Source organism: Klebsiella sp. SYXHC3 (genome assembly GCF_057196925.1).
On the sequence record NZ_JBXUNG010000006.1, the window covers coordinates 131115 to 156031 of the forward strand.

At 55.0% G+C, this 24917-nt stretch carries 23 protein-coding genes; 6 read left to right on the forward strand and 17 right to left on the reverse strand.

Annotation, left to right across the window (positions count from 1 at the left end):
* The first annotated feature begins 55 nt into the window (after positions 1–55).
* Positions 56–772: a response regulator transcription factor gene (locus tag AC2CGP_RS16545; protein ID WP_045359971.1), complete on the forward strand. Its 717-nt coding sequence runs from the start codon at positions 56–58 to the stop codon at positions 770–772.
* Positions 769–2241, forward strand: coding sequence for a sensor histidine kinase (locus tag AC2CGP_RS16550; protein WP_046883517.1), 1473 nt, complete (start codon positions 769–771; stop codon positions 2239–2241). The genes AC2CGP_RS16545 and AC2CGP_RS16550 overlap by 4 nt, the downstream gene beginning before the upstream one ends.
* Before the next feature lie 63 nt (positions 2242–2304).
* Here the strand turns inward: AC2CGP_RS16550 and artJ are convergent, their stop codons facing one another.
* The 8 genes from artJ to yahO all read right to left on the reverse strand — a co-directional run bounded on the left by artJ (position 2305) and on the right by yahO (position 8734).
* On the reverse strand, positions 2305–3036 hold the full coding sequence (artJ, locus tag AC2CGP_RS16555; protein ID WP_015367519.1) for an arginine ABC transporter substrate-binding protein ArtJ: 732 nt from the start codon (positions 3034–3036) through the stop codon (positions 2305–2307).
* Between the two features lie 179 nt (positions 3037–3215).
* A complete protein-coding gene (gene artM / locus AC2CGP_RS16560) occupies positions 3216–3884 on the reverse strand; it encodes an arginine ABC transporter permease ArtM (RefSeq protein WP_015704859.1) in 669 nt (222 codons plus the stop codon).
* Positions 3884–4600 (reverse strand): arginine ABC transporter permease ArtQ, encoded by a 717-nt coding sequence (gene artQ / locus AC2CGP_RS16565; RefSeq protein ID WP_015367517.1) that lies wholly within the window; start codon positions 4598–4600, stop codon positions 3884–3886. The genes artM and artQ overlap by 1 nt, the downstream gene beginning before the upstream one ends.
* A gap of 6 nt (positions 4601–4606) precedes the next feature.
* Entirely contained in the window at positions 4607–5338 is a 732-nt protein-coding gene (artI, locus tag AC2CGP_RS16570; protein ID WP_015367516.1) for an arginine ABC transporter substrate-binding protein ArtI, read from the reverse strand.
* 19 nt (positions 5339–5357) lie between these two features.
* Positions 5358–6086, reverse strand: a complete 729-nt coding sequence (gene artP, locus AC2CGP_RS16575) for an arginine ABC transporter ATP-binding protein ArtP (protein WP_015367515.1) — start codon at positions 6084–6086, stop codon at positions 5358–5360.
* Between the two features lie 226 nt (positions 6087–6312).
* A complete protein-coding gene (locus tag AC2CGP_RS16580; RefSeq protein ID WP_015704860.1) occupies positions 6313–6828 on the reverse strand; it encodes a lipoprotein in 516 nt (171 codons plus the stop codon).
* A 146-nt stretch (positions 6829–6974) separates the two neighbouring features.
* Entirely contained in the window at positions 6975–8162 is a 1188-nt protein-coding gene (locus AC2CGP_RS16585) for an OmpP1/FadL family transporter (protein WP_032707672.1), read from the reverse strand.
* A 299-nt stretch (positions 8163–8461) separates the two neighbouring features.
* Positions 8462–8734: a DUF1471 family periplasmic protein YahO gene (gene yahO, locus AC2CGP_RS16590; RefSeq protein ID WP_020079275.1), complete on the reverse strand. Its 273-nt coding sequence runs from the start codon at positions 8732–8734 to the stop codon at positions 8462–8464.
* Positions 8735–9099: 365 nt separating this feature from the next.
* Here yahO and AC2CGP_RS16595 point away from each other — a divergent pair, with 365 nt between their 5' ends.
* Both AC2CGP_RS16595 and AC2CGP_RS16600 read left to right on the forward strand, forming a co-directional pair.
* A complete protein-coding gene (locus tag AC2CGP_RS16595) occupies positions 9100–10239 on the forward strand; it encodes a GGDEF domain-containing protein (protein WP_015367511.1) in 1140 nt (379 codons plus the stop codon).
* Positions 10227–11069 carry an N-acetylmuramoyl-L-alanine amidase gene (locus AC2CGP_RS16600; protein ID WP_032714154.1) on the forward strand — a complete coding sequence of 281 codons (843 nt, stop codon included), beginning with the start codon at positions 10227–10229 and terminating at the stop codon, positions 11067–11069. The genes AC2CGP_RS16595 and AC2CGP_RS16600 overlap by 13 nt, the downstream gene beginning before the upstream one ends.
* A 45-nt stretch (positions 11070–11114) precedes the next feature.
* On the opposite strand, the gene AC2CGP_RS16605 is transcribed toward AC2CGP_RS16600, so the two are convergent.
* The 4 genes from AC2CGP_RS16605 to poxB form a co-directional block, all read right to left on the reverse strand.
* Positions 11115–12128, reverse strand: coding sequence for an NAD-dependent epimerase/dehydratase family protein (locus AC2CGP_RS16605; RefSeq protein ID WP_015367508.1), 1014 nt, complete (start codon positions 12126–12128; stop codon positions 11115–11117).
* 87 nt (positions 12129–12215) lie between these two features.
* A complete protein-coding gene (locus AC2CGP_RS16610) occupies positions 12216–13658 on the reverse strand; it encodes an SDR family oxidoreductase (protein WP_046883516.1) in 1443 nt (480 codons plus the stop codon).
* A gap of 10 nt (positions 13659–13668) precedes the next feature.
* On the reverse strand, positions 13669–14670 hold the full coding sequence (gene ltaE / locus AC2CGP_RS16615) for a low-specificity L-threonine aldolase (protein ID WP_015704864.1): 1002 nt from the start codon (positions 14668–14670) through the stop codon (positions 13669–13671).
* Between the two features lie 38 nt (positions 14671–14708).
* Positions 14709–16427 carry a ubiquinone-dependent pyruvate dehydrogenase gene (gene poxB / locus AC2CGP_RS16620; protein ID WP_015704865.1) on the reverse strand — a complete coding sequence of 573 codons (1719 nt, stop codon included), beginning with the start codon at positions 16425–16427 and terminating at the stop codon, positions 14709–14711.
* Positions 16428–16579: 152 nt separating this feature from the next.
* Here poxB and AC2CGP_RS16625 point away from each other — a divergent pair, with 152 nt between their 5' ends.
* Complete coding sequence (locus AC2CGP_RS16625; protein WP_046883514.1) at positions 16580–17014, forward strand: DoxX family protein; 435 nt, start codon at positions 16580–16582, stop codon at positions 17012–17014.
* Positions 17015–17331: 317 nt separating this feature from the next.
* Here the strand turns inward: AC2CGP_RS16625 and hcr are convergent, their stop codons facing one another.
* From hcr to aqpZ, 4 genes are all read right to left on the reverse strand, one after another.
* Positions 17332–18300 carry an NADH oxidoreductase gene (gene hcr, locus AC2CGP_RS16630; RefSeq protein WP_020079271.1) on the reverse strand — a complete coding sequence of 323 codons (969 nt, stop codon included), beginning with the start codon at positions 18298–18300 and terminating at the stop codon, positions 17332–17334.
* An 11-nt stretch (positions 18301–18311) separates the two neighbouring features.
* Entirely contained in the window at positions 18312–19964 is a 1653-nt protein-coding gene (hcp, locus tag AC2CGP_RS16635; RefSeq protein ID WP_047036376.1) for a hydroxylamine reductase, read from the reverse strand.
* A gap of 143 nt (positions 19965–20107) precedes the next feature.
* Positions 20108–21007 (reverse strand): LysO family transporter, encoded by a 900-nt coding sequence (locus tag AC2CGP_RS16640; protein WP_015367501.1) that lies wholly within the window; start codon positions 21005–21007, stop codon positions 20108–20110.
* Between the two features lie 117 nt (positions 21008–21124).
* Positions 21125–21820, reverse strand: a complete 696-nt coding sequence (gene aqpZ / locus AC2CGP_RS16645) for an aquaporin Z (protein WP_015367500.1) — start codon at positions 21818–21820, stop codon at positions 21125–21127.
* Between the two features lie 395 nt (positions 21821–22215).
* On the opposite strand from aqpZ, the gene AC2CGP_RS16650 reads away from it, so the two are divergent.
* Positions 22216–23874 carry an ATP-dependent endonuclease gene (locus AC2CGP_RS16650; protein WP_020079270.1) on the forward strand — a complete coding sequence of 553 codons (1659 nt, stop codon included), beginning with the start codon at positions 22216–22218 and terminating at the stop codon, positions 23872–23874.
* Here AC2CGP_RS16650 and AC2CGP_RS16655 read toward each other — a convergent pair.
* The gene (locus AC2CGP_RS16655) at positions 23871–24827 is read right to left on the reverse strand and encodes a VirK/YbjX family protein (protein WP_015367498.1); all 957 of its coding nucleotides are present in this window, start codon (positions 24825–24827) and stop codon (positions 23871–23873) included. The genes AC2CGP_RS16650 and AC2CGP_RS16655 overlap by 4 nt on opposite strands.
* Between the last annotated feature and the right edge of the window lie 90 nt (positions 24828–24917).

Sequence of the window (24917 nt, forward strand, 5' to 3'; positions counted from 1 at the left end):
GGCTGAAATCGGGTAAGCTTTATGAAACGAGCGTGAAATTCGTGGAGCGAATCTGATGAGTAAAAAAATCCTGCTGGTGGAAGATGATGATGATATTGCGGCTTTGTTGCGCCTGAATCTGCAGGATGAAGGGTATCAAATCGTGCACGAGGCGGACGGCGCGCAGGCGCTGCGCCAGCTGGATAACGGCGTCTGGGATGCGGTGATTCTTGACCTGATGTTGCCCAACGTCGACGGGCTGGAGATTTGCCGTCGCATCCGTCAGCAAACGCGCTATCTACCGGTGATTATTATTAGCGCCCGTTCCAGCGAAACCCAGCGCGTGCAGGGGCTGGAAATGGGGGCCGATGATTATCTGGCGAAACCTTTTTCTCTACTGGAGCTGATTGCCCGGGTGAAGGCGGTTTTCCGCCGTCAGGAAGCGATGGGACAAAATCTCTTGATGGATGCCGGACGTATCGCCTGCCACGGCCTGAATATCGACCCGCTGTCCCGGGAGGTCAGGCTGCACGGTGAACTGGTAGACCTCACGCCGCGCGAATTCGATCTGCTCTATTACTTTGCCCGCCATCCCGGTGAAGTTTTTTCGCGTCTGGCGCTGCTGGATAGCGTCTGGGGCTATCAGCATGAAGGCTACGAACATACGGTCAACACGCATATTAATCGTCTGCGTACGAAAATAGAGCGCGACCCGGCAGAGCCGGACATTATTCTTACCGTCTGGGGGAAGGGGTATAAATTTGCGCCCTATAGCGCCGGGGCGCAGTCATGATCCGCCGACTCAGCCTCAGCCAGCGGTTATCGTTGGTGTTTATCGCCTTGCTGCTGCTGTGTGCGCTGTCCGTTTGTCTACTCCAGCTCTATAGCAGCGCGCAGTACGGTAACGTCATGGTGCAACGGCTTTCAGCCGGTCTGGCGCAGCAGATCGCCGCCCGCGAGCCGCTGCTCAACGTGCGCGGCGAGGTGGATCGCGCGGCGTTGAAACCACTATTCGACCGTCTGATGGTGTTTAACCCAAGCGTCGAGCTGTACCTCGTTTCGCCGGATGGCGAGCTGCTGGCGGATGCCGCGCCGCCGGGGCACATTAAACGCCAGCGCATTGCCATGGCGCCGGTGCAGGCGTTTCTCTCCGGCGGCGCGTGGCCAATTTATGGTGACGATCCGCGCAGCATGGACCAGCAAAAAGTGTTTAGCGCCGCGCCGCTGCGCCTTGACGGCCAGCTACGTGGCTATCTCTACATTATCCTGCAGGGCGAAACTTTTAATGAACTGGCACAAAACGCCTGGCAGAAGACGCTGTGGAGCCTGCTGCTATGGACCCTGCTGCTGGTGGCGCTGTTTGGCCTGTTGGCCGGCGGCCTGGCGTGGTATTGGGTAACACGCCCGGTACGCCAGCTGACGGCGCAGGTGGCAGCCGGAGACAGCGATAGTATTCGAGCAATCAAAGCGCTGGCGGCGCAGGCGCCGGACCCGCATCCCGGAAATGAAGTGGCGCTGCTGCATAACCGCTTTATCGAACTGGCGCAGCAGATCGCCGGGCAATGGGATCGGCTGGCTGATAGCGATCGTCAGCGCCGGGAATTTATTGCCAATATTTCGCATGACCTGCGCACGCCGCTCACTTCGCTGCTGGGATATCTGGAGACGTTATCGCTAAAGGATGATCGCCTGACGGCGCAGGAGCGTAAGCAGTATCTGAATATCGCGCTACGCCAGGGAAATAAAGTTCGTCATCTGTCGCAGCAGCTATTTGAGCTGGCACGCCTTGAACATGGCGGTATTAAGCCGCAGCCGGAAAAGTTTATCCTTGCCGAGCTGATTCAGGACGTGGCGCAAAAATTCGATCTGGCGATTGCCACCCGCGAAATCCGTCTGCGCCTGGAATTGGCGTCAGGCTTGCCTTTGGTTGAGGCAGACCTTTCGATGATGGAGCGGGTATTAACCAATCTGCTGGATAACGCCATTCGCCATACTCCGCACGGGGGCGAAATTCGTCTGTCGTCGCGCCTGCAGGGGGCGCAGGTGGTGGTCGAGGTGGCCGATAGCGGCCCGGGCGTCGCCGGTGAGTTACGGGCCAATCTGTTTGAGCGGCCATCGGTACTGGAACCGGGGCAGCAGAGCGCCTCACGGGGCGGGCTGGGGTTGATGATTGTTCGCCGGATGCTGCAACTGCACGGGGGGGAAATTCGCCTGCTGGAAGTACCGGCAGGGGCCTGTTTTCAGTTTACCCTGCCGCTGTGAGGGGGGGGCGTTACCGATAGACCCGGCTCAGGCGGCTGCGCCGTAAGCCGGGAAGCGTAGATCTTACTCCGGGAACCACTGGTTGCTAATTTTCTGGTAGGTTCCGTCAGCTTTAATCGCTTTCAGCGCGGCGTTCAGTTTTTCCAGCAGTGCTTTATTATCCGGGCGCACCGCAATGCCGAGGCCGGTACCGAAATACTGCGGATCGGTCACTTTCGGCGTCGCCGCGCCTAACTGCGGGTTGGTCTTCAGCCATTCGTTGACCACCGCGGTATCGCCGAAGACGCCGTCGATACGGCCGTTTTTCAGGTCGATAATGGCATTCTGGTAGCTATCGTAAGCGACGGTTTTGACTTCCGGGTGCTTATCCTGCAGGTATTTCTGGTGCGTGGTGCCGTTTTCCATGCCGATACGCTTACCTTTCAGGTCATCAAAAGAGTGGTACGCGTCTTTTTTGGCGATTACCAGCGCCGAGTTGGCGTAGTACGGGTCGGTAAACGCGACCTGTTTGCTACGCTCAGGCGTGATGTCCATGCCGGAGATCACCGCATCATACTTTTTAAATTTTAGCGCCGGGATCAGGCTGTCGAAAGCGTGGTTGGTAAAAGTACAGTCAGCCTGCATTTGCTTACACAGCGCTTTGGCCAGATCGAGATCGAAACCGACAATCTGGTTATTCGCATCCATGGATTCAAATGGCGGATAGGTCGCGGAAACGCCAAAGCTGATTTTTTCCGCGGCAGCGGCGCCAAAGGCGAAAGAGCTAAGCAGTGCGGCCAGAACTAACTTTTTCATAGTGGGACTCCCGTCGGTCAATCTTATGATGTTGTGCCGGTTTACGGCTGAAGTTCACAATGCCACTAAATGAATTTATATGCAATAAAGTTGTATGTTTATTTTATTGGTTATAAAAAAAACGGGTAAGCATTAGCACTTACCCGTTTCATATATTACTGTTTATGCATTTCGTGATGTTAGTTACGGCGCTCGAAGGCCAGCGCTTTTCTTTCCACCAGACGCATCAGCAGCGTCAGCAGGCCGTTCACCACCAGATAAATGATACCGGCTGCGCCGAAGACCATCACGTCATAGGTGCGCCCGTATAGCAGCTGGCCATGACCCATCACTTCCATCAGCGTGATGGTGTAAGCCAGCGAGGTGCTTTTAAAGACCAACACCACTTCGTTAGAGTACGAGGAGAGGGCGCGTTTAAAAGCATACGGTAGCAGAATCGCCAGCGTATCCTTCTTGCTCATCCCCAGCGCGCTGCAGGACTGCCACTGGCCGTCCGGAATGGCGCGGATGGCGCCATAGAACAGCTGGGTGGTATAAGCCGCGCTGTTTAACGACAAAGCGATCAGCGCGCACAGCCAGGGCTCAGAGATCAGATGCCACAGCACCGGGTAATTCTGTAATGACGGGAACTGTCCTGGTCCATAGTAGATCAGGAAGATCTGCACCAGCAGCGGTGTCCCGGTAAACAGGGTGATATAGCCGCGGACGATCCACACCACCACCGGCGTTTTTAACGTCAGCACAATGGTAAAGATCAGCGCCAGGATCAGCGCCACGACGATCGATGCCGCCGTCAGCGTCAGGCTGGTATGCAGCCCTTTCAGCAGTTCGGGTAAGTAATCGAGCATCAACCTGGTCTCCGTTCGAAGCGCGTCGCACGCTGATCAATACGTTTGAGAATGTATTGACTCAACAGGGTGATGACGAGATAAATAGCTGCCGCAATGATGTACCAGTTAAACGGCTCCTGAGTACGGGTAGCAATACTTTTGGTTTGCAGCATCAGATCGTTGACGCTGATAAGGCTGACCAGCGCGGTATCTTTCAGCAGCACCAGCCACTGGTTGCCCAGGCCCGGCAGGGCATGGCGCCACATCTGCGGCATCACCAGGCGGAAGAATATCGCCGCCTTCGACAAACCCAGCGCTTGTCCGGACTCCCACTGCCCCTGCGGCACCGCTTTCAAGGCGCCGCGCAGGGTCTGCGAGGCATAGGCGGCATACAGTAGGGAAAGCGCAATGGCGCCGCAGAGGAACGGGCTGACGTCGAAATTCTCAATTTGCATCTGTACCGGAATCTGCACAAACCCAAGATTAAGAGTAAAACCGTCAGACAGCGTCAGCAGCAGCTGTGAGGAACCAAAGTAGATAAACAGCACCACCAGGATTTCCGGTAGGCCGCGTAAAATCGTCACGATGCCGGTCGCCAACCATGCCACAGGGCGCCATTTCACCGACTCCAGCACGGCGAAAAGCATCGCCAGCACCAGGCCGATGACCAGCGCGCAAACGGCAAGGCCGACGGTCATCCCGGCGGCGCTTGCTAATGGAAAAAATTCGTTCATTCAGCGTTACTTCTGGAACCATTTGCTATAGATGGTCTGGTACGTCCCATCTTTCTTCACTTTTTCCAGCGCAGCGTTAAATTTCTGCTGCAGCTCGGTATTGCCCTGACGAACCGCAATGCCGAGACCGGTACCGAAGTAGTCTTTATCCGTCACTTTATCACCCACCGGCGCCAGCTTCGGATTGCTCTTCAGCCATTCGGTCACTACCGCCGTGTCGCCGAAGACGGCGTCAATGCGGCCGTTTTGCAGATCCAGTTTAGCATTCTGGTAGCTGTCATAAGGAACGGTGGTGATTTCCGGATGCTTATCAGTGATGAATTTCTGATGGGTAGTACCGTTCTGCACGCCAACTTTCTTGCCTTTCAACTGGTCAATGCCGGTGAACTTGCCCTGCTGGCCGACAAACAGCGCCGAGTTTTCATAATACGGGGTGCTGAACAGCACCTGTTTTTCACGCTCAGGGGTGATATCCATACCGGCCATGACGGCGTCGAAGCGGCGGAATTTCAGTCCTGGGATCAGGCTATCGAAAGCCTGGTTAGTAAAGGTGCAGGTCGCGTCCATCTCTTTACACAGCGCGTTAGCCAGATCGACGTCAAAGCCGACGATTTTGTTGTTGGCGTCTACCAGCTCAAACGGAGGGTAGGAGGCCTCGGTGGCGAAACGGATAGTCTGGGCTGCGGTAGCGGAAAGGCTCATGCCCGCGAGCAGAGCGGCAATCAGTACTTTTTTCATCGTTATTTCCCCGAAAACATCAATGTGAAAGATAGTTTTTAAAGGCGTCGGTTTGCGGATGCGCGAAGCAGTTAGCATCCCCTTGCTCAACGATATGCCCGTTTTCCATATACACCACGCGGCTGGCGGTTTTACGCGCCACTTCCACTTCGTGGGTAACGATAACCTGGGTGATTCCGGTTTCCGCCAGTTCGCGAATGATGCTGACGATCTGGGCGGTGATTTCCGGATCCAACGCGGCGGTGGGTTCATCAAACAGCAGCACCTGTGGCTCCATCATCAGCGCGCGGGCAATCGCTACGCGCTGCTGTTGACCGCCTGACAGATGCAGCGGATAGCGGTCGCTGTAAGGTTTAAGGCGTAAACGCTCAAGTAGTTTTTCGGCGCGCGCCAGCGCCTGATCTTTGGTTAAGCCCAGCACGCGGCACGGGGCTTCGATCAGGTTTTGCACCACGGTCAGGTGTGGCCACAGGTTGTACTGCTGGAAGACCATCCCGACATTCTGGCGCAGCTCGCGAATAGCTTTGTCAGACGGCGCTTTGGTGAAGTCGAATTGATTACCGGCGATGTTTAAGGTACCGGAACGCGGCATCTCCAGCAGGTTGAGTACGCGAAGCAGCGAGCTTTTACCGGCGCCGCTTGGGCCGAGGAGCACCAGCGTTTCCCCCTGCGGGCAATCCAGCGTGATGTCGAACAGCGCCTGGTGCGCGCCGTAGAAGCAATTAATGCCGTTTAGTTTAATACTCATCTGGGCAGTCTGATACAAATAGCTATTGAGGCCGCAAATAGTACCTTTGACAGAATAGTTATGCAATATTTATGCGTTAAAAGTTAAATGTAAACCACATTTATCACTAAAGTTAGCACAAAATATGGGTTCGTGTGGTAGGGGGGAACAAATGTCGGCATTACCACACGGAATACCGACATTTTACCGGGGTTATCGTTTCAGCGGGGTGGCTTTAACGCCGAAATTAGCGTTTCTCAAGACTCTGACGCAGCGAGCCGGCCGGAGCGTGGCTGTTTATGCCGAGGTAGCGGACATCGTCAACCGCCCAGCACTGGCCTTCCTGAATCATCAGCACTTCATCTTTCCAGCTCTGGGTTCCCTGTTTTAATTCAACGCGCAGCGGAATATTGCGTGCATCGCGGTTCGGGATGGTTGAGGCGCTGGCGACGTCGGCGCTATCCGCCGGGGTGGAACTGCTGGAGAATGGATTTGATTGCAGTAGCCCGTTACGCGATGGGTCCTGACGAGCGTCGTTCAGCAGTTTAGCCAAATCGTCGCTCAGATACGGGCGCAGCGCGGTGAGATCGTTATTACGATGCTGGATTTGATAATCATAGAACTGCTGCGCTACCTCGTCCGGGCCGCCCTCGATGCAGGAACCGCTGCGGGTGCCGTTGTCTTTATAAGCCGGGGTCACGGTGGTACAGGCGCTCAGCGCCAGTGCGCAAGGCAAAACAAGTGCAAGAATGTTGTAGCGCATGATGATTTCCTTATGAACTCACTACGTTGTTAGATTCTGCTAAAGCATAGCGTAAGCGCGACAATTGTACTTGACGCAAAGAGCTAAGACCTTGATGTGACAACGGCCATCGGCTGCCCGCGCCTCTTATGCGGGCAGCCGGCGTATCAGAATTGATAACTATAGTTGACGCTGGCGAACCACAGGTAAGGGTGATCGTAGCTGCCGGAGACGATTTCCGGTGATTTTACGTGGGAAGATTGCATGTGCAGATAAGAGACCGCGACGCCGATATTGCTGGCCGGGGTTATCTGGTATTGCGCGCCGGTGGCGAAGCGCCACTCATCGCCGGTTGGCAGCGAGAGCGCCGTGTCGCTTTGTGAATCATAAACCGTGCTGTCGAACCCGACGCCGGCGTTCAGACGCCACTGCTCGGTCGGCCGGTACTGTACGCCGACGGCGGTATGCCAGGAGTCCTTCAGGCGGTTATTTTTACTACTTTCGTGACCGGAAACGGTGATTTGCGGGCTGCCGAACTGGCTCCAGTCCTGCCAGCCGAGATCGCCCATCACCGACCACTGTTTATTAATATCGTGGACCATGCTGAGCATGATCTGCTGCGGCGCGCGGACCTGGGCGGAGATAGGCAAATCATACGCAACGTTCGGTAAATTGGGAAAACGCGCTTTGCCCTTAACGTTAAAGTCATAATCGGTTTTACTGTTCCAGGTGATGCCGGCGCGGGTCTGGTCGGTTAACTGCATCAGCAGACCCAGACGATAGCTCATCGCCCAGTCATGGTCTTTATCTTTCTCGTCATTACCGTCGACGTTACGCGTCAGCGATAAATAACCATAGTTCAGGTTGGCGGATGCGCCGACAGAGAGACGATCGTTAAGTTTCCACGCCAGCGACGGGCTCAGCGTCATCGCCACCATGGTGCTTTTCTTGATAAGACGATCGCCGGCCCAGTTGCCAAAATCGATGCCTAAACCGTAGTTGCCGTACAAGCCAATCCCGGCATATAAATCATCGTTAATTTTCTGTGCGTAAAAGCCGCTGGCGTTAGGAAACAGATTCATCACGTTACCAGGGCTATTACCGCCGTGTTCGTTATTCATCTGATACGGGATATCGCCGCCCATGACCTGCGCGCCGCCGGTAAACATATGGTCAGGAAGCCGGGTCATGCCGGCTGGGTTGGTGACGATGGTGGAGGCGTCCTGCGCGCGGGCGGCCTGACCTGCGCCTGCCAGGCCGACGTCTTCGGTGCCGATTTCATAAAAATAGAGTGCGCTGGCATGGCTGAAGCCAGAGCAGAGCAACCCAGAAATAAGGAATGCGATTTTTTTCATTTGCCACCTGCGGTAATGTAAAACGCGAGCATATTCTTATGCCCAAAGTATAGAGGACATATCTTTTTTAGCGTCGGATTTATACTGATAGTCCGGGGGATATATTGCGAGTCCGTTAACGGAGTGGATTACCAATTTTAGGCGTTATACGGATTAGCATCCTGATGAAGGCGCATATTTGATATGACTATTAACGAGGGGTAAATGGAAAAAGAGTATAAAAATAAATATTCACAGAGTAATAAGTAAGAAACACTATCACCATACGATGATAATGTTTCTATATCGGCAATAACTAATTATTTCTTCTTATAGATATTCGCGGATACGTGCAGTTTCTTATCGGTGTTACCGGAAGAGAGCACCACAACGTCAGCGCCTTTTTCATCGGCTTTTTTGATCAGTTCTTCGCGCGCATCGCTTGGCGCAGTTTGTCCGGTAGAGGAGATGGTGCCAATTTTTTGGTATTGACCCTCTACCTTAGCGAAATCTTCTTTGCTCAGAATTTCTGCAGAAAACGCGTTCGCGGTTAAAAACAATGCTGCACCTGCCACTAAAGCTGCATATTTCATATTATTAATCTCCATTGTTTATCTTGCTATCATCATGCTCTTGTTTTAACTAACCAATGAGCGCCATCAGATTGAATCAAGCCCGTCTTTTTTTCAAGCGAAATGCTGCATTTTTATGACCTAAAATTAACGATTTTTTAAAGAAAAGATGACAGGGTTCTCATTGATAATGCTTGCTTTTTTTTGCGTAATAGACGTTGTCGGAGCCTAAGACCATTTTCATCTGTCGTTAGCTGAAAATGACGTTAAGCGGCGAGGGGCTGAAGCGGCCAGCAACAGACATTCCGGGGTTGATGGTTTATCATAAAGAGAAAGACACAGCGGGCAGCTCAACTGCTTGTCCAGTCGCTAAAAAAGGAGTAGCTATGCCGACCGAACAACGGCTGGATCCGCGCCAGGATCGAGCAATGCTGTGGGCCAATCGCGAAAATGTGCAAAAACATGCACTGTCGCGCAGCATGCCGTGGTTAGCGTTCGTCAATATCGCCTTTGCCTTGATGGTCATCTTCCGCAACGTTCTGTTCACCGAGTTCGATCATCAGAGCTTGACTCACCAGGATATTATTCCTTATCTGGAGATGGCGCTTGGGGCCATTATCGTTTTCTCGCTGGCGCTTTGCATGATGGTTATCTCCGGGCGGATATTAAGCGGTATTTATGCCACAAAAGTGATTTCCGCTATTTTGTTGATTCTCAGTTTATGCTGGTCGGTGAGTAGTTACTGCTTCATCATTTTATGGTCGCTGCCGTTCGCGTGGCCGCTGCTGGTTATTTTAATGACCACCGGTCTTGCCGCGCTCTATTATTTTCCGGTGGGCCTCGTGGCTTACCTTGTTCCTTTATGGGGTATTTCATTACTCGCTGGCGTGCAAATACATCATGGTGTCGATTTACGTTTTCTGATTCTGTGGGGAATATGCACCGCCATTATGATTTATGGCCGGCAGATATTACAGCGCTGGTATGACGAGGCCTGGAAAACCCATCAGGAGAACATGCAACTGATTAATCGGTTGGAAAACATGGCGAATCAGGATGCCTTGACGGCGACCGCCAACCGCCGGGCTCTGGACAATTTTTTAGCGCAGGCCTGGGAACGTAAAGAGCCGCTGGCGCTGATCATCCTCGATGTCGACTTTTTTAAACGTTATAACGATCACTACGGTCACCAGGCGGGAGATTACTGCCTCTCCTGCATCGCCTCCGTGCTGAAAATGTCGGTACGCGCGCAGGAGGATATGGTGGCGCGCTATGGCGGCGAGGAGTTTGTGATTGTCCTGCCGCTGCAATCATTAGATAGCGCCACGGCGGTGGCGCAGCGGATCCAACAGAAGATTCGCGAAGCGGCGCTGCCGCATGCCAAATCCGATGCCGGGCCGCTAGTGACGGTCAGTATGGGTATTGTCGCCTCGGACGGGCGCGTCCCGGCGTCAGAGTTAATCGCGCAGGCGGATGCTGCGCTGTATAAAGCCAAGCAAGAAGGACGTAATCGATGGTCTTATTAGCAAAGCGCATTATCCAGCTTGCGCTTGCCGCTTTGCTGCTGGCAGGCTGTGCGCAGGAGCAGGGTATTGTCGACAAACAGGGTTATCAGTTGGATACCCGTCATCCGGCGCAGGCGGCCTATCCGCGTATTAAAGTCCTGGTCATTCACTATACCGCCGATAACTTTGATGTCTCGCTGGCGACCCTGACCGATAAAGAGGTTAGTTCGCACTATTTAATTCCCGAGCAGCCGCCTCTGCACCACGGTAAACCGCGTATCTGGCAACTGGTGCCGGAGGAAGATTTAGCCTGGCACGCCGGTATCAGCTTCTGGCGCGGCAGCACGCGTATCAACGATACCTCTATTGGTATTGAGCTGGAAAATCGCGGCTGGCAAAAAAACGGCGATATAAAAAGTTTTACCCCATTTAATCCGACGCAAATTGACGCGCTTATCCCGCTGGCGAAAGATATCATCGCCCGCTATCACATTCAGCCGCAAAATGTCGTGGCTCATGCCGATATCGCGCCGCAGCGCAAGGACGACCCTGGCCCGCTGTTCCCGTGGCGGGCGCTGGCGCAGCAGGGAATTGGCGCCTGGCCTGATGATTCACGCGTCGCCTTTTATTTGCAAGGGCGTCCAAGCTGGCAGCCAGTTGATAGCGGAGAATTGTTAGACCTGCTGTCGCGCTACGGCTATCAGGTCACCCCGGAGATGACCCCGGCGCAGCAAAAACGGGTGATTATGGCCTTCCAGATGCACTTCAGGCCGGCACGCTGGGACGGCGTGGCCGATGCGCAAACGCAGGCGATCGCCGAGGCGTTGCTGGAAAAATATGGACAAGGATGAGTATTTGGCAGCAAACAGGGTGGCTTGCTGCCGTAAGCGTCGGTTTTAATCGTGTAGTTTACCGTGGTCTTTTAACCACGCGGCGGTGCGGGTAACCCCCTCATCGAGGGTAACGATCGGCTGATAGCCAAGTTCCTGCTGAGCGCGGCTGATATCGAGGGTAAAGTCGAAATTGAGCTTCGAAACGCCGTAATGGGTGAAAGCGGGTTCTTTTGCCGATTTATTGCCGAAATGCTCCATGCTGCGGGCAATAATATCCAACATCGGATAGGGCACCGAGCGGATTCGGCACTTGATGCCCAGCTCGTCGATGAGCTTCTGCACGATACTGCGCAGCGTCCGCGGCTCGCCGTTGCTGATATTCCACGCCCGCGCGGAAGGTAAGTGGTCGCACTGCGGCTGACTGGCCAACCACATCGCATGCACCGCGTTTTCGTAGTAAGTCATGTCCACCAGCGCGTTACCGCCGCGCGGCAAGAGCACGCTGCCGTAGTGGCGCATCATCTGCACCATTCGCGGAATAAAGACCTTATCATGCGGCCCAAACAGGCTTTGCGGGCGCAAAATCGTAAAGCGGGTATGCGGGTTCGCCTGCGCCAGCAGGTTGATAACCTCTTCGCTGGCCGCCTTGCTGCGGGCGAATTCATTGGCGAAGCGGTGCGGGCGGAAATCTTCCTGAATATCGCGATGGTGGTGATAATCGAAATAGAGCGAAGGAGAAGAAATATGGACGAAATTGCGTACGCCCCAGGCAACGGACCATTCGCCAAGGCGGCGCGTTGCGCGAACGTTGGCTAAATCGAAGGCTTGCTGGGTACCCCACGGCGAGGTAAAGCTGGAACAGTGCCAAAGCGTATCAATACCGGCGAGCATCACTTTAGCCTGCGAAGAGACCAGTTCGGTTAGATCGGCAGGAATAAACTCCGCGCCCATTTTGCTCAGAAGCTTACCCATCGCTTCGTTGCGCCCGGTCGCTCGCACGCTGATGCCCTTGTTGCGCAGATATTCCACCGCATTACGGCCTAATCCGCTGGTCGCACCGGTAACCAGTACCTTCATATCAATCTACTGTCCCAGAAAAGAATTTCGTGCGCATTTTTCCGTGATTCTCCCGAGTATGCAATGAGAATCATGAAAGAATAACGCTTAATCTTCGTTTTTGCCTGTGATTTGCTCGGCCTGGCGGGCGATGCGTCGCGCCATGCCGCGAAAAATAAACAGATGCGCCGGGATCATCAGTAGCCAGTAGAACAGGCCGGGCATGCCGTGCGGATGCCACCAGGCGCGAACGTCCAGTTCACGATGGTCGACTTTATCGCTAATGGTAAAGCTTAAACGACCAAGACCGGGGGCTTTCATGCCAAACAATAGGGTTAGCTGTTGTTCTTCTTCCACAATAATCACTTTCCAACTGTCGACAGTATCGCCAGTTTGCAGATAATCATGCTGCGGCCGCCCTTTTGCTAAACGATGGCCGACCAGCAGATCCATGGCACCGCGGATTTTCCACAGAATGTTGCCGAAGAAATAACCCTCTTTACCGCCGATTTGGTTCACCACTCGCCATAGCGCCTTACGGCTTGCCTGGGTGCTAACGGTGCAGCCAGCCTGCTTTGGGTAGTAGCCATACTCCGGCCGCCAGCGGGCGAAAGCCTGAGCGTCGTAGCCCCAATCGCTGGAGTTCACCAGCTGTTCTTCTTCTTTCAAAGTACGACGCACCGCCTGATCGAAGGGAATCAAGGTTTGCGGGATCAGCGCGCGCAGCGAACGATCGTCGGCGATCAGATCGTGCTTGAGACCCTGAATCAGCGCTTTAGCGATGGTGGGGGGCACCGAGGTGATAACGTTCAGGAACCACACCGAAATCCAGCGGGTCGGAAAGGGGATAGGGATCAACAGGCGATGCTTGCCGCTGACCGCCATAAAATGGGTGAACTGCTGCTGATAGCTGAGAATATCCGGGCCGGCGGCCTCGAAGACGCGGTGCTCGCGAGCCGGATGGTTAAGTAACTCCACCAGATAGTAGAGCAGATTTTCCAGCGCGATGGGGGTTGTGCGTGAGCGTACCCAGCGCGGCGGCGTCAGCACCGGCAGGTTGTAAACCATGTCGCGCATCACTTCAAAAGCGGCGGATCCGGCGCCGACGATGATACCCGCCCGTAACTCGGTAACGGGGATCCCTGACTCGCGTAGGACATCGGCCGTCACCTGGCGGGCGCGCAGATGGTCGGACTGCTCCTGCGCCGGAGCCTGCAGCGAGCTGAGAAATATCACCTGGCGCACCGGCGTCTGACGCAAGGCATCGCGCACGTTAATGGCGACCCGACGTTCATGGGCGATGAAATCGCCGCCTTCGCCCATGCCATGCACCAGATAGTAAAGGGTATCGACCCCGCGAAGCAGTGCCGGGAGATCCTGCGGCTGATTGAGGTCGATAGCGTGGCAGGTAACGCCGGGAAGATCGAGCTTCTGCAGCCTGTCGATATGGCGTGCCGCCGCCAACACCGGATAACCTCGTGCGCTTAATTCGCGCACCAGATGCTGGCCAATATAGCCGCTGGCGCCAAGCACCAGAATAGATTGCGACACGCCTGACTCCTTAGCGTTGTAAAAAGGCTTGCCAGTGACCGACCACTTCCGTCAACTGCTGGCGATTAACATCGAGATGCATGACCAGACGCACGACTGGCGAGGCGTTGATCAACACGCCGCGAGCCTGCATGAATTCGCCGAGCGCCCGAGCCTGCTCCTCACCGACGCGTACGAACAGCATGTTGGTATCGTGACGCATCACATCAGCGCCGACGGCGCGTAGCTGTTCCGCCATCCACGCGGCGTTGTCGTGATCCTCCTGCAGACGGGCTACGTTATTCTGCAGCGCGTACAGACCGGCAGCGGCCAGAATGCCTGCCTGACGCATCCCGCCGCCGACCATTTTACGCCAGCGAATGGCGCGGCGGATGTACGCTTCGCTGCCCAGCAGCAGAGAACCGACCGGCGTACCGAGCCCTTTTGACAGGCAAATGGTGAACGAATCACAGTACTGCGCAATATCGCGCAGCTCGCAGCCGTACGCTACAACGGCGTTGAAAATACGCGCGCCATCGACATGTAACGCCAGATTGCGCTGGCGGGTGAACGTCCAGGCCTCTTGCAGATAGCCGCGCGGCAACACCTTACCGTTGTGCGTATTCTCCAGGCTTAACAGGCGGGTGGGGGCGAAATGGATATCGTCGGGCTTAATTTTGGCCGCGACTTTATCCAGCGGCAGCGAACCGTCCGCCGCGGCATCGATCGGCTGCGGCTGAATACTGCCCAGCACCGCTGCGCCGCCGGCTTCATACAGATAGTTATGCGCGCCCTGGCCGACGATGTACTCTTCGCCGCGCTGGCAGTGGCTAAGCAGGCCAACGAGATTGGCCTGGGTGCCGGTAGGCAGAAACAGCGCCGCCTCTTTGCCTGCGAGCTCAGCGGCATAGCGCTGGAGTTCATTGACGGTTGGGTCGTCGCCATACACATCGTCCCCGACCGGGGCGGCCATCATGGCCTCCATCATGGCGCGCCCGGGGCGAGTTACGGTATCACTGCGAAGATCTATCACGGCATATCCTTGTTCTGATTCAGGGTGATAGCATTGTTTTACCTGAGCCAGTTGGTTTTCGCCAGTTCGATCACTTCATCGCCGCGTCCGCTGATAATCGCCCGCAGCATATACAGGCTAAATCCTTTGGCCTGCTCCAGCTTAATTTGCGGCGGGATCGCCAGCTCTTCCTTCGCTACCACTACATCGACTAATACCGGACCGTCGGTGCTAAAGGCGGTCTGCAGCGCCTCATCAACTTCAGAAGCTTTCTCGACGCGTATTCCTTTGATCCCGCAGGCTTCGGCAATGCGGGCGAAATTGGTGTCGTGCAACTCGGTACCGTCGGTCAGATAGCCGCCGGCTTTCATCTCCATCGCTACAAAGCCGAGAATGCTGTTATTAAAAATAACGATTTTCACCGGCAGCTTCATCTGCGCCAGCGATAGAAAATCCCCCATCAGCATGCTGAAACCGCCATCGCCGCACATGGCGATGACCTGGCGATTCGGCGCGGTCGCTTTGGCGCCAATAGCCTGCGGCATGGCGTTGGCCATCGAGCCGTGGTTAAACGAACCCAACAGGCGGCGTTTGCCGTTCATCTGCAGATAGCGTGCCGCCCAGACGGTGGGGGTACCGACGTCGCAGGTAAAGATCGCGTCGTCGTCGGCAAAGCGGCTAATCTGCTGCGCCAGATACTGGGGATGGAGCGCTTTTTCGCTGGGTTTGGCGAGATCGTCAAGCCCTTTACGCGCTTCGCGATAATCCTCCAGCGCTTTATCGAGGAAGCGACGATCGGTTTTCTCTTCCAGCAGCGGCAGCAGGGCTTTCAGTGTCGATTTGATATCGCCCACCAGCGCCATGTCGACCTTACTATGCGCGCCGATGCTACCGGGGTTGATGTCGATCTGAATAATTTTGGCGTCGGTAGGGTAGAACGCGCGATAGGGGAACTGGGTGCCGAGCAGGATCAGCGTGTCGGCGTTCATCATGGTATGGAAACCGGAAGAGAAGCCGATAAGCCCGGTCATGCCAACATCGTAAGGATTGTCGTATTCGACGTGCTCTTTCCCGCGCAGGGCATGGACGACAGGGGCCTTAATTTTTGCCGCAAACTCCACCAGCTCCTGGTGCGCGCCGGCGCAGCCGCTGCCGCACATCAGGGCAATATTACTCGAGTAGCGGATCAGCTGCGCCAGCTTGTGCAGCTCTTCATCCGCCGGAGTGACCGTGGGCTGCGGAGCGTGATACCAGTGGCTGCTGGCGCTTTCCGGGGCCGGTTTCAGCGCCACGTCGCCGGGCAGGACCACCACAGACACGCCGCGGTTAATCACCGCCTTACGCATGGCGATAGCCAGAACTTGCGGAATTTGCTCCGGAGTGGAGACCAGCTCGCAGTAGTGGCTACATTCGCGGAACAGCTCCTGCGGATGCGTTTCCTGGAAATAACCGCTGCCGATTTCGCTCGACGGAATATGGGCGGCGATGGCCAGCACCGGTACGTGGTTACGATGGCAATCAAACAGACCGTTAATCAGATGAAGGTTTCCTGGTCCGCAGGAACCGGCGCACACCGCCAGTTCGCCGGTGAGCTGCGCTTCCGCGCCGGCGGCAAAAGCGGCGACCTCTTCATGGCGGGTCGGCATCCATTCGATGGTACCCATGCGGTTTAAGCTATCGCTCAAGCCGTTGAGGGAATCCCCGGTCACTCCCCAAATACGTTTCACGCCGGCCTGTTCAAGCGTTTTGGCAATATATGACGCTACGGTCTGTTTCATGGTTTTCCATCTCCTTTTTGTGATAACGCTATCAAGCTTAGATGAAACTACAGGTTACGTTGCCAATTGCCCCTTATTTTTCGCTGGTTTTGTTGGCGGAATATTGGGCATACTCTGGGATCACACAGGGTGTAAAACAGGAAGCACATCAAATGGTTAAGGGATTGTTAAACGTAGTAAATAAAACGCTGTCGCATGAAGATGCCGGTAAACTCTTGTTACGACTTGCCGTTGGCGGCTTAATGTTGTTTCACGGTCTGCATAAGCTCATCGACGGCGTGGATGGCATTAGCGGGATGCTGGTCGCGAAAGGGCTACCGGGGTTCATTGCCTACGGCGTGCTGGTGGGGGAAGTCGTCGCGCCTTGTTTACTTATTCTTGGCGTCTTGACGCGCCCGGCGGCGCTGGTGCTGGCATTTACCATGGCGGTGGCCTGGCTGATGGTTGGGACAGGAAAGACATTTGCGCTGGATGCCGTCGGTGCATGGGCGATTGAAAGCCTGGTCTATTTCTTTATCGGCGCGTTGGCGATTGCGCTATTAGGGGCTGGGCGTTATTCGTTGGCCGGTCAGTCGGCCTGGCGATAAAAAAGTGCCGGATGGCGGCATTAATGCCTCATCCGGCCTACGGTCCGTGCGGCCTGCCTTTAATTTATTCACCATGCTGGCTGAAACTGTCGGTGTTGGCGGCCAGAGCCCGGGGGTACAGGGGGCGGCGGCGACTGGCCGCCCCCTGTGCGCTCCCTGCGCCATGAGGGGCATAACGCAGAAGAAATATCGGAGCGCAATGTGCTCAGAATTAACACAAAGCACATGTTTTCCCCGACCAAAACCGTTGCAAACCGATAACAGTATCTACGGCCCTGTAGCCCCGGTAAGCGGTAGCGCCCCCGGGGATTTTAACCTCAGGCGAGAACCAGATCGCTCTGCGGGTGGCAGGAGCAGGCTAGCACGTAGCCGTCGGCGATTTCGGCATCGGTCAGCGTCATGGTGCTGGTAACGCTATATTCCCCGGCAACCACTTTGGTTTTGCAGCAGCCGCAGACGCCAGCGCGGCAGGCGACGGTCACCGGTACTTTATTGCTCTCCAGCGCTTCCAGCAACGTGGTGCCGACCGGCGCGTAGAACGTTTTCGCCGGCTGCAGCTTGGTGAATTTCAATCCGTCGGTAGCGGCTTCCGCCACCGGGGTAAAGAACTTCTCTTTAAAGAAACGCGTCACGCCAAGCGCCGTCACTTCCTGTTCGACCATCTCCATATAAGGCGCCGGGCCGCAGGTCATTACGGTACGGTTGGCTAAATCCGGCACGCTTTGCAGCAGCTCGCGGGTGAGACGACCGGCGACGAAGCCCGACGTCGCGTCGTGTTCCGCCACCAGTGTGACCGGGTATTGACGCCATTCTTCGGCGAAAATGACATCCTGCGGCGAACGCACGTTAAAGATAACCTGCACATCCGCCTGCGGACGATACTTCGCTAACCAGCGGCGCATCGACATAATCGGCGTCACGCCGCAGCCGGCGGCCAGCATCAGAAAACGATCGGTTGTTTTATCTTCACAGGTAAACTCGCCCATCGCGTCCGACAGCCAGATATAGTCGCCGCGTTTCACATCGCGGGTTAACCACTGTGAGCCTGCGCCATCATCAATACGACGAACGGTCAGCGTAATGTATTCACTGACCCCCGGCGTTGAGGATAGGGTGTAGGCGCGCAGCGTATCCGCCGAATGGCGCACGCTGACCAGCGCGTACTGTCCGGCGCGATAGGGATAGTAGTCGTGGCACAGCAACGAAATGGTCCACACATCAGGCGTTTCCTGCTGAATATGATGAACCTGCATCCGCCACGGGCACTGATCGGTTGGCATTGTCATGCGGTGACTCCTTATGCGCTCAGCAACTGCTGCATATCTTGTTCTACGGTGGTGACGGAACGCAGACCAAATTTCTCGTTGAGGATAGCCAGCAGGTCCGGGGTGAAGAAGCCTGGCGCGGTCGGACCGGTGACGATGTTTTTCACCCCCAGCGACAGCAGCGTCAGCAGGATGACGATGGCTTTTTGTTCGAACCAGGAGAGCACCAGCGACAGCGGCAGATCGTTTACGCCACAGCCCAGTTTTTCCGCCAGCGTTACCGCGAGAATAATCGCCGAGTAGGCATCGTTACACTGACCGGCGTCAACCAGACGCGGCAGGCCTTCGATATCGCCGAAATCCAGTTTGTTGAAGCGGTATTTACCGCACGCGAGGGTCAAAATCAGGCAGTCGTCTGGTACGCTGGTAGCGAAATCGGTGAAGTAGTTACGTTCGCCGCGCGCGCCGTCGCAGCCGCCGACGAGGAAGATGTGACGCAGTTTTTCACGACTAACCAGATCAATCAGCGTATCCGCCGCGCCGAGCAGCGTCTGGCGACCGAAGCCGACGGTGATCAGATGCGGGATTTCGCTGTACGGGAAGCCTGCCATTTGCTGTGCCTGGGTGATAACCGGGGAGAAATCTTCGCCTTCCAGATGATTGACGCCCGGCCAGCCGACGATGCTGCGGGTCCAGATGCGGTCGTCGTAGGCGCCGACGGTTGGGTCGATGATGCAGTTCGAGGTCATCACGATGGGGCCCGGGAAGCGGGCGAATTCAACCTGCTGGTTTTGCCAACCGCTGCCGTAGTTGCCAATCAGGTGTTTGAACTTACGCAGCTCCGGATAACCGTGCGCCGGCAACATTTCACCGTGGGTATAGACGTTAACGCCGGTGCCTTCAGTCTGCTCCAGCAGGTTATAGAGATCTTTCAGGTCGTGTCCGGAGATCAGGATGCACTTACCTTCGGTCGCTTTAACGTTGACCTGAGTCGGCGTTGGGTGACCATATTTCGTGGTTTCACCGGCGTCGAGGATACTCATCACTTTGAAGTTCATCTGGCCGATTTCCATCGAACACTCCAGCAGAGCGTTCATATCGGCAGGCCAGGTACCCAGCCACGCCATGATTTTATGATACTGGGCGTAAATGTCGTTGTCGTACTGACCGAGGACGTGCGCGTGTTCCATATAGGCCGCGGCGCCTTTCAGGCCGTACAGGCACAGCAGGCGCAGGCCGAGGATATTCTCGCCGATCGCGGCCTTGTCTTTATTTGGCGTATAGTCCGCCGCCTGACGCTGCAGATCGCCGAGATCATCGCTGACCAGTTGCAGATCGGCTACCGGGCTGTCGACCGAAGCGTTGGCATCAATATTCAGGCATTGCGCTTTCAGCGCCTCGCGCATGGCGATCGCCTGACGGGCGTAAGCAACGATACGCGGCGAGTCGAAGTTCACGTTGGTCAAAGTAGAGAAGAATGCGCGCGGGGCAAAATTATCCACCTCATGATCGATGATGCCATATTCACGCGCTTTAACGGCCCATGCGGACAGACCCTGCAGAGAAGCAATCAACAGATCCTGCAAATCAGAGGTCTCAGCGGTTTTACCGCACATACCCTGCGCGTAAGAACAGCCATTTCCTGCCGGCGTACGGATAGTTTGTTCACATTGCACACAAAACATGATCACACCTTTTAAAGTTATATTTTAGATACATGTTTAAGGTTATGCCTGTGGCTGTACGGAGAAAAGGTATTTCTGACACAACTTAAAGGGAGATTGATTTAGCGCAATTTTGGCGGTAGGGAATCTACCGCCACGGGGGATCAGGCTGAGAAGAACGCCATCAGTACCGGCACCAGCAGACTAAGGATAAAACCGTGTACGATGGCCGCAGGGACGATTTCTACGCCGCCGGAGCGCTGTAGCACCGGTAGAGTAAAGTCCATTGAGGTTGCGCCGCACAGCCCAAGCGCGGTAGAGCGGCTACGCAATACCATGCCGGGGATTAACATTATCGCCAGCAGTTCGCGGGCCAGATCGTTAAAGAATGTCGCGCTGCCAATGACCGGGCCATAGGATTCGGTCATCAGGATCCCGGAAAGGGAGTACCAGCCGAAGCCGGACGCCATCGCCAGACCGGTTTTAATGGGCAGGCCAAGAATAAGGGCATTAATCACTCCGCCAAATAATGAGCTGGCCGCGACCACTACCGCGACAATCATTCCGCGGCGATTAAGCACAATTTGCCGTAATGTCATTCCATTATTACGCAGCTGAATACCGATAAGGAATAACAAGAAAATTAACGTATATTCGCTGGCTTCAGTCGCGTGTTGTAAAAATGAGAGGCCGCTTAACCCCAGCAGGAAACCAATTAGTACCACGCCAAGCAGCTGCAGCGACTCGAGAGCCATCGCCAGGCGCGAGGGTAATTTTTCCGGACGATGCTTGACCCGCCACGGCATTTTTTTATCCAGCCATAGCAGTGCGGCAATATTGCACAGAATAATAACCACAATGCTTACCGCGGAGTAATGCAGTATCGATAACAGATTGCTGCTGAGATTATCGAGGAAAGCAAGGCTAATCCCCATGAAAAAGAGGATCACGTAAACAATCCAGCTCAGCAGCCGGGTAATCAGTTTAAGTGCGGAAGGGTGACGCAGCGGAATCAGATAGCCGACAATCAACGGCAGCAGAATGATTAATAGTCCCGAAAACATGAACGGCATGGTCCTTGCGAATTAAGAATAGCGCCAATGACACTACCCAATTCGCCAGGCCGAGTAAAGCTGTCGGCAAAAAGAAAAAGCCCGGCGTCGCCGGGCTTCTCGCGAGGGTTAATCGCGTTTTTCGAGCAGGGTACGATACAGTACGCCGCCGAGGATACCGCCGATAATTGGCATCACCCAGAACAGCCACAGCTGTTGCAGCGCCCAGCCGCCCTGGAAGATAGCCACCGCGGTGCTACGCGCCGGGTTAACGGACGTATTGGTCACAGGAATGCTAATCAGGTGGATAAGGGTCAGCGCCAGGCCGATAGCAATCGGCGCAAAGCCCGCCGGGGCGTTTTTATCGGTCGCACCGTGAATGACCAGCAGGAATCCGCAGGTCAGCACGATTTCGATAACGATAGCGGACAGCATGGAGTAGCCACCCGGAGAGTGTTCGCCGAAACCGTTTGAAGCGAAGCCGCTCGCTGCAGCGTCAAAACCGGCTTTACCGCTGGCGACAACATACAGCACCGCGGCGGCAATAATACCACCGACAACCTGGGCGATAATATAACCAATGACGTCTTTAGCCGGGAAACGACCGCCAGCCCACAGACCTAACGTCACCGCCGGGTTAAAGTGACCGCCGGAAATATGGCCCACGGCGAACGCCATGGTTAATACGGTTAAACCAAAGGCTAAAGCCACGCCGGCAAAACCAATTCCCAATTCCGGGAAAGCCGCCGCCAGCACTGCGCTGCCGCAGCCGCCGAATACGAGCCAGAATGTGCCAAAGCACTCTGCTGCTAATTTTCTGAACATAACCACCTCAAATAATAATGTAAACGAACACGTTATGACGTGCCGGTCTTTATTTATCGACGCAAAGGATGACGATAAAAATAAAGCGTCGCTATTTTAGGGACGAACGCCACCCTCAGACTAGTTAAATAAATTGATGTAATTTGATTTAGAGCAATGAGATGATTTTCCTTTCACCATGCATGATTTATGCAAGTGTAGAACACAATGCTGAAAAATAAACTACTACCGAAGATGAATTAATTTATTAATTATATGAAATCAAGAGCCGTTACCTTACAAACTCATTCATTTCTGGATTCAATTATCGGCCAGCGACGCTGGGGGTGCCATGTCGTGTGCGTCTCGCTATACTACTGATTACTGAAGGAGAATGTGGGCCAGGCGGAGGGGATATGCATCTTGAGCGTGTAGAGATCGTCGGATTTCGCGGTATCAACCGTTTATCGTTGATGCTTGAGCAAAACAATGTGCTGATCGGCGAAAACGCCTGGGGTAAATCCAGCCTGCTGGACGCTCTGACGCTGCTGTTATCGCCGGAATTTGACCTGTACCATTTCGTGCGCGATGACTTCTGGTTTCCACCTGGCGATATTCAGGGACGCGAGCATCATCTGCATATCATTTTAACTTTCCGTGAAAATGAACCCGGGCACCATCGCGTGCGCCGTTTTCGTCCGCTTAGCGATTGCTGGGTGCCCTGTGATGACGGCTATCAGCGCATTTTCTATCGCCTTGAGGGTGAGCTGGCGGATGACGGCAGCGTGATGACCCTGCGTAGTTTTATTAACTGCCAGGGAGAGGCGCTGGAGATGCAAGATATCGACGAACTGGCGCGCCACCTGGTGCGCTTAATGCCGGTATTGCGCCTGCGCGACGCCCGCTTTATGCGCCGAATTCACAACGGTACCGTGCCGCATTCGCCGCAAATTGAGATCACCGCCCGTCAGCTGGATTTTCTCTCCCGCGAACTGGTCAATCATCCGCAAAATCTCACCGATGGGCAAATCCGCGAAGGGCTGTCGGCGATGGTGCAACTGCTGGAACATTATTTCGCCGAGCAGAGCAGCGCGCAAAGCCGCAATCGCCTGATGCGCCGCCGTTCTCATGACGAACAACGCAGCTGGCGCTATCTCGATATTATTAACCGAATGATTGATAAACCCGGCGGACGCAGTCATCGGGTGATCCTGCTTGGGCTGTTCTCCACTTTATTACAGGCGAAGGGAACCGTCCGACTCGATCGCGATGCACGGCCGCTGCTGCTGATTGAGGACCCGGAAACGCGTCTGCATCCGATCATGCTCTCGGTCGCCTGGCATTTATTGAATCTGCTACCGCTGCAGCGAGTGACCACGACCAATTCCGGCGAGCTTTTGTCGTTGACGCCGGTTGAGCAGGTGTGTCGCCTGGTGCGTGAATCGTCCCGCGTCTCGGCGTGGCGGCTCGGTCCCGGCGGGATGAATGCGGAAGATAGCCGCCGCATTGCGTTTCACATTCGCTTCAACCGCGCCTCATCGCTGTTTGCCCGCTGCTGGTTGCTGGTGGAAGGCGAAACGGAAACCTGGGTTATCAACGAACTGGCGCGCCAGTGCGGGCATCATTTCGACGCTGAAGGGGTGAAGGTGATTGAATTCGCCCAATCCGGGCTCAAGCCGCTGATTAAATTCGCCCGCCGGATGGGGATTGAATGGCATGTGCTGGTTGATGGCGATGAGGCAGGAAAGAAGTATGCCGCTACGGTACGTGGGCTGCTCAACAATGATAACGAACTGGAACGGGTGCACTTAACCATGCTTCCGGCAATGGACATGGAACACTTTATGTATCGTCAGGGGTTCGACGATGTCTACCACCGTGTGGCGCAGATCCCGGAGAATATGCCGATGAACATGCGCCGGGTGATAACAAAAGCCATACATCGTTCGTCGAAACCCGATCTGGCGATAGAGGTCGCGATGGAGGCCGGGCGGCGGGGAGTAGACGCCGTCCCGACGTTACTGAAAAAGATGTTTTCCCGCGTGCTGTGGCTGGCGCGTGGGCGCGCTGATTAGGGGCGGCAGCATGCGACGCTCTGTTGCTGTAGGCTATCCAGTAAGGCATAACGACGGCGGTATTCCGCTCGTTTTTTACTGGCAATCTCTTCCATTGGTTTACGCGGCATGACCAGCGGCAGTTGGAAATCGCCGCTCGCCAGCGGATGCGCGCCTAACGATTGCCAAAAACTATCGTAATCCGCATGCAGTAATCCCTGTTTTTTCTTGCGATAGCGAATACTGCGATAAATATGTGTGGTATTGCTCACTGCCTGCAGGCGCTCAACAGAGAATGATTGCCCCATTGACATCGCCGCTTCCACCAGCAGTCGTTTCGGGAACAGTCCATGACAGGCTTTAGTCGCATCTTGTATCAACTGATGCGATACATTTGCTTTGGCACCTTGAAGCCCGCCAATCCACATGACGCGTTTGCCTTCCAGTCGACAAAGCGTAAAGGTGAGTTCGGCAAGTACGATATCTTCTTCTGTCACGAAACTTAGCGTGGCTTCGCCTTCCTTATCGAGATTCGGCTCAGCGCGCAGCACAATACGAAACTGCCGATCGTCTTTACCGCTGATAGTCGCCAGCAGGGTTCCCGCACGTGATAAATACCCATTTAGCGCCAGCGGCGTCAATTGTTCACTCATAGCTTGATAGTGGAAATTGAGCGCATCCAGAATCTGCTGTTGGCTGCAATTTACCGACAACCAGGGACGATGCAGTCGGCAGGGTAAACCCGGCTGTACGTTAAGCATGGCCGGAAGCTGAGGCTGACGCGCCAGGTCGTTTAATAATTGCGCGGTGGCAAATGGCTTCATCAATGAACGTAAAATAAACTTGCGGCGGTATGCCGGGTTACGCCAGGCACGTCCCGGCGTTATCTCTCCGCTGGCGAGACGGCAGAAAAGTTTCCAGCCTGTTTTAGGTTGCGATAGTTCGGAATCTGGATTTTCAGCGATTGAAGACATGATCATTCCTGGTTCTGTTATTTTTTCGCCATTTCATCATCCCCCCGATTAACACCGCTTAAACAAAAATGAAGGATTGCTAAAAATTAA

Excerpts from the sequence above, each read along its gene's own strand:
- poxB (WP_015704865.1), bottom strand. The coding sequence starts at position 16,427 with ATGAAACAGACCGTAGCGTCATATATTGCCAAAACGCTTGAACAGGCC.
- artI (WP_015367516.1), bottom strand. The coding sequence starts at position 5,338 with ATGAAAAAAGTACTGATTGCCGCTCTGCTCGCGGGCATGAGCCTTTCC.
- AC2CGP_RS16545 (WP_045359971.1), top strand. The coding sequence starts at position 56 with ATGAGTAAAAAAATCCTGCTGGTGGAAGATGATGATGATATTGCGGCT.
- yahO (WP_020079275.1), bottom strand. The coding sequence starts at position 8,734 with ATGAAATATGCAGCTTTAGTGGCAGGTGCAGCATTGTTTTTAACCGCG.
- aqpZ (WP_015367500.1), bottom strand. The coding sequence starts at position 21,820 with ATGTTCAGAAAATTAGCAGCAGAGTGCTTTGGCACATTCTGGCTCGTA.
- hcp (WP_047036376.1), bottom strand. The coding sequence starts at position 19,964 with ATGTTTTGTGTGCAATGTGAACAAACTATCCGTACGCCGGCAGGAAAT.
- AC2CGP_RS16550 (WP_046883517.1), top strand. The coding sequence starts at position 769 with ATGATCCGCCGACTCAGCCTCAGCCAGCGGTTATCGTTGGTGTTTATC.
- artQ (WP_015367517.1), bottom strand. The coding sequence starts at position 4,600 with ATGAACGAATTTTTTCCATTAGCAAGCGCCGCCGGGATGACCGTCGGC.
- hcr (WP_020079271.1), bottom strand. The coding sequence starts at position 18,300 with ATGACAATGCCAACCGATCAGTGCCCGTGGCGGATGCAGGTTCATCAT.
- AC2CGP_RS16625 (WP_046883514.1), top strand. The coding sequence starts at position 16,580 with ATGGTTAAGGGATTGTTAAACGTAGTAAATAAAACGCTGTCGCATGAA.
- AC2CGP_RS16640 (WP_015367501.1), bottom strand. The coding sequence starts at position 21,007 with ATGTTTTCGGGACTATTAATCATTCTGCTGCCGTTGATTGTCGGCTAT.
- artJ (WP_015367519.1), bottom strand. The coding sequence starts at position 3,036 with ATGAAAAAGTTAGTTCTGGCCGCACTGCTTAGCTCTTTCGCCTTTGGC.
- AC2CGP_RS16600 (WP_032714154.1), top strand. The coding sequence starts at position 10,227 with ATGGTCTTATTAGCAAAGCGCATTATCCAGCTTGCGCTTGCCGCTTTG.
- artM (WP_015704859.1), bottom strand. The coding sequence starts at position 3,884 with ATGCTCGATTACTTACCCGAACTGCTGAAAGGGCTGCATACCAGCCTG.
- AC2CGP_RS16650 (WP_020079270.1), top strand. The coding sequence starts at position 22,216 with ATGCATCTTGAGCGTGTAGAGATCGTCGGATTTCGCGGTATCAACCGT.
- AC2CGP_RS16605 (WP_015367508.1), bottom strand. The coding sequence starts at position 12,128 with ATGAAGGTACTGGTTACCGGTGCGACCAGCGGATTAGGCCGTAATGCG.
- AC2CGP_RS16585 (WP_032707672.1), bottom strand. The coding sequence starts at position 8,162 with ATGAAAAAAATCGCATTCCTTATTTCTGGGTTGCTCTGCTCTGGCTTC.
- AC2CGP_RS16655 (WP_015367498.1), bottom strand. The coding sequence starts at position 24,827 with ATGTCTTCAATCGCTGAAAATCCAGATTCCGAACTATCGCAACCTAAA.
- AC2CGP_RS16595 (WP_015367511.1), top strand. The coding sequence starts at position 9,100 with ATGCCGACCGAACAACGGCTGGATCCGCGCCAGGATCGAGCAATGCTG.
- AC2CGP_RS16580 (WP_015704860.1), bottom strand. The coding sequence starts at position 6,828 with ATGCGCTACAACATTCTTGCACTTGTTTTGCCTTGCGCACTGGCGCTG.
- artP (WP_015367515.1), bottom strand. The coding sequence starts at position 6,086 with ATGAGTATTAAACTAAACGGCATTAATTGCTTCTACGGCGCGCACCAG.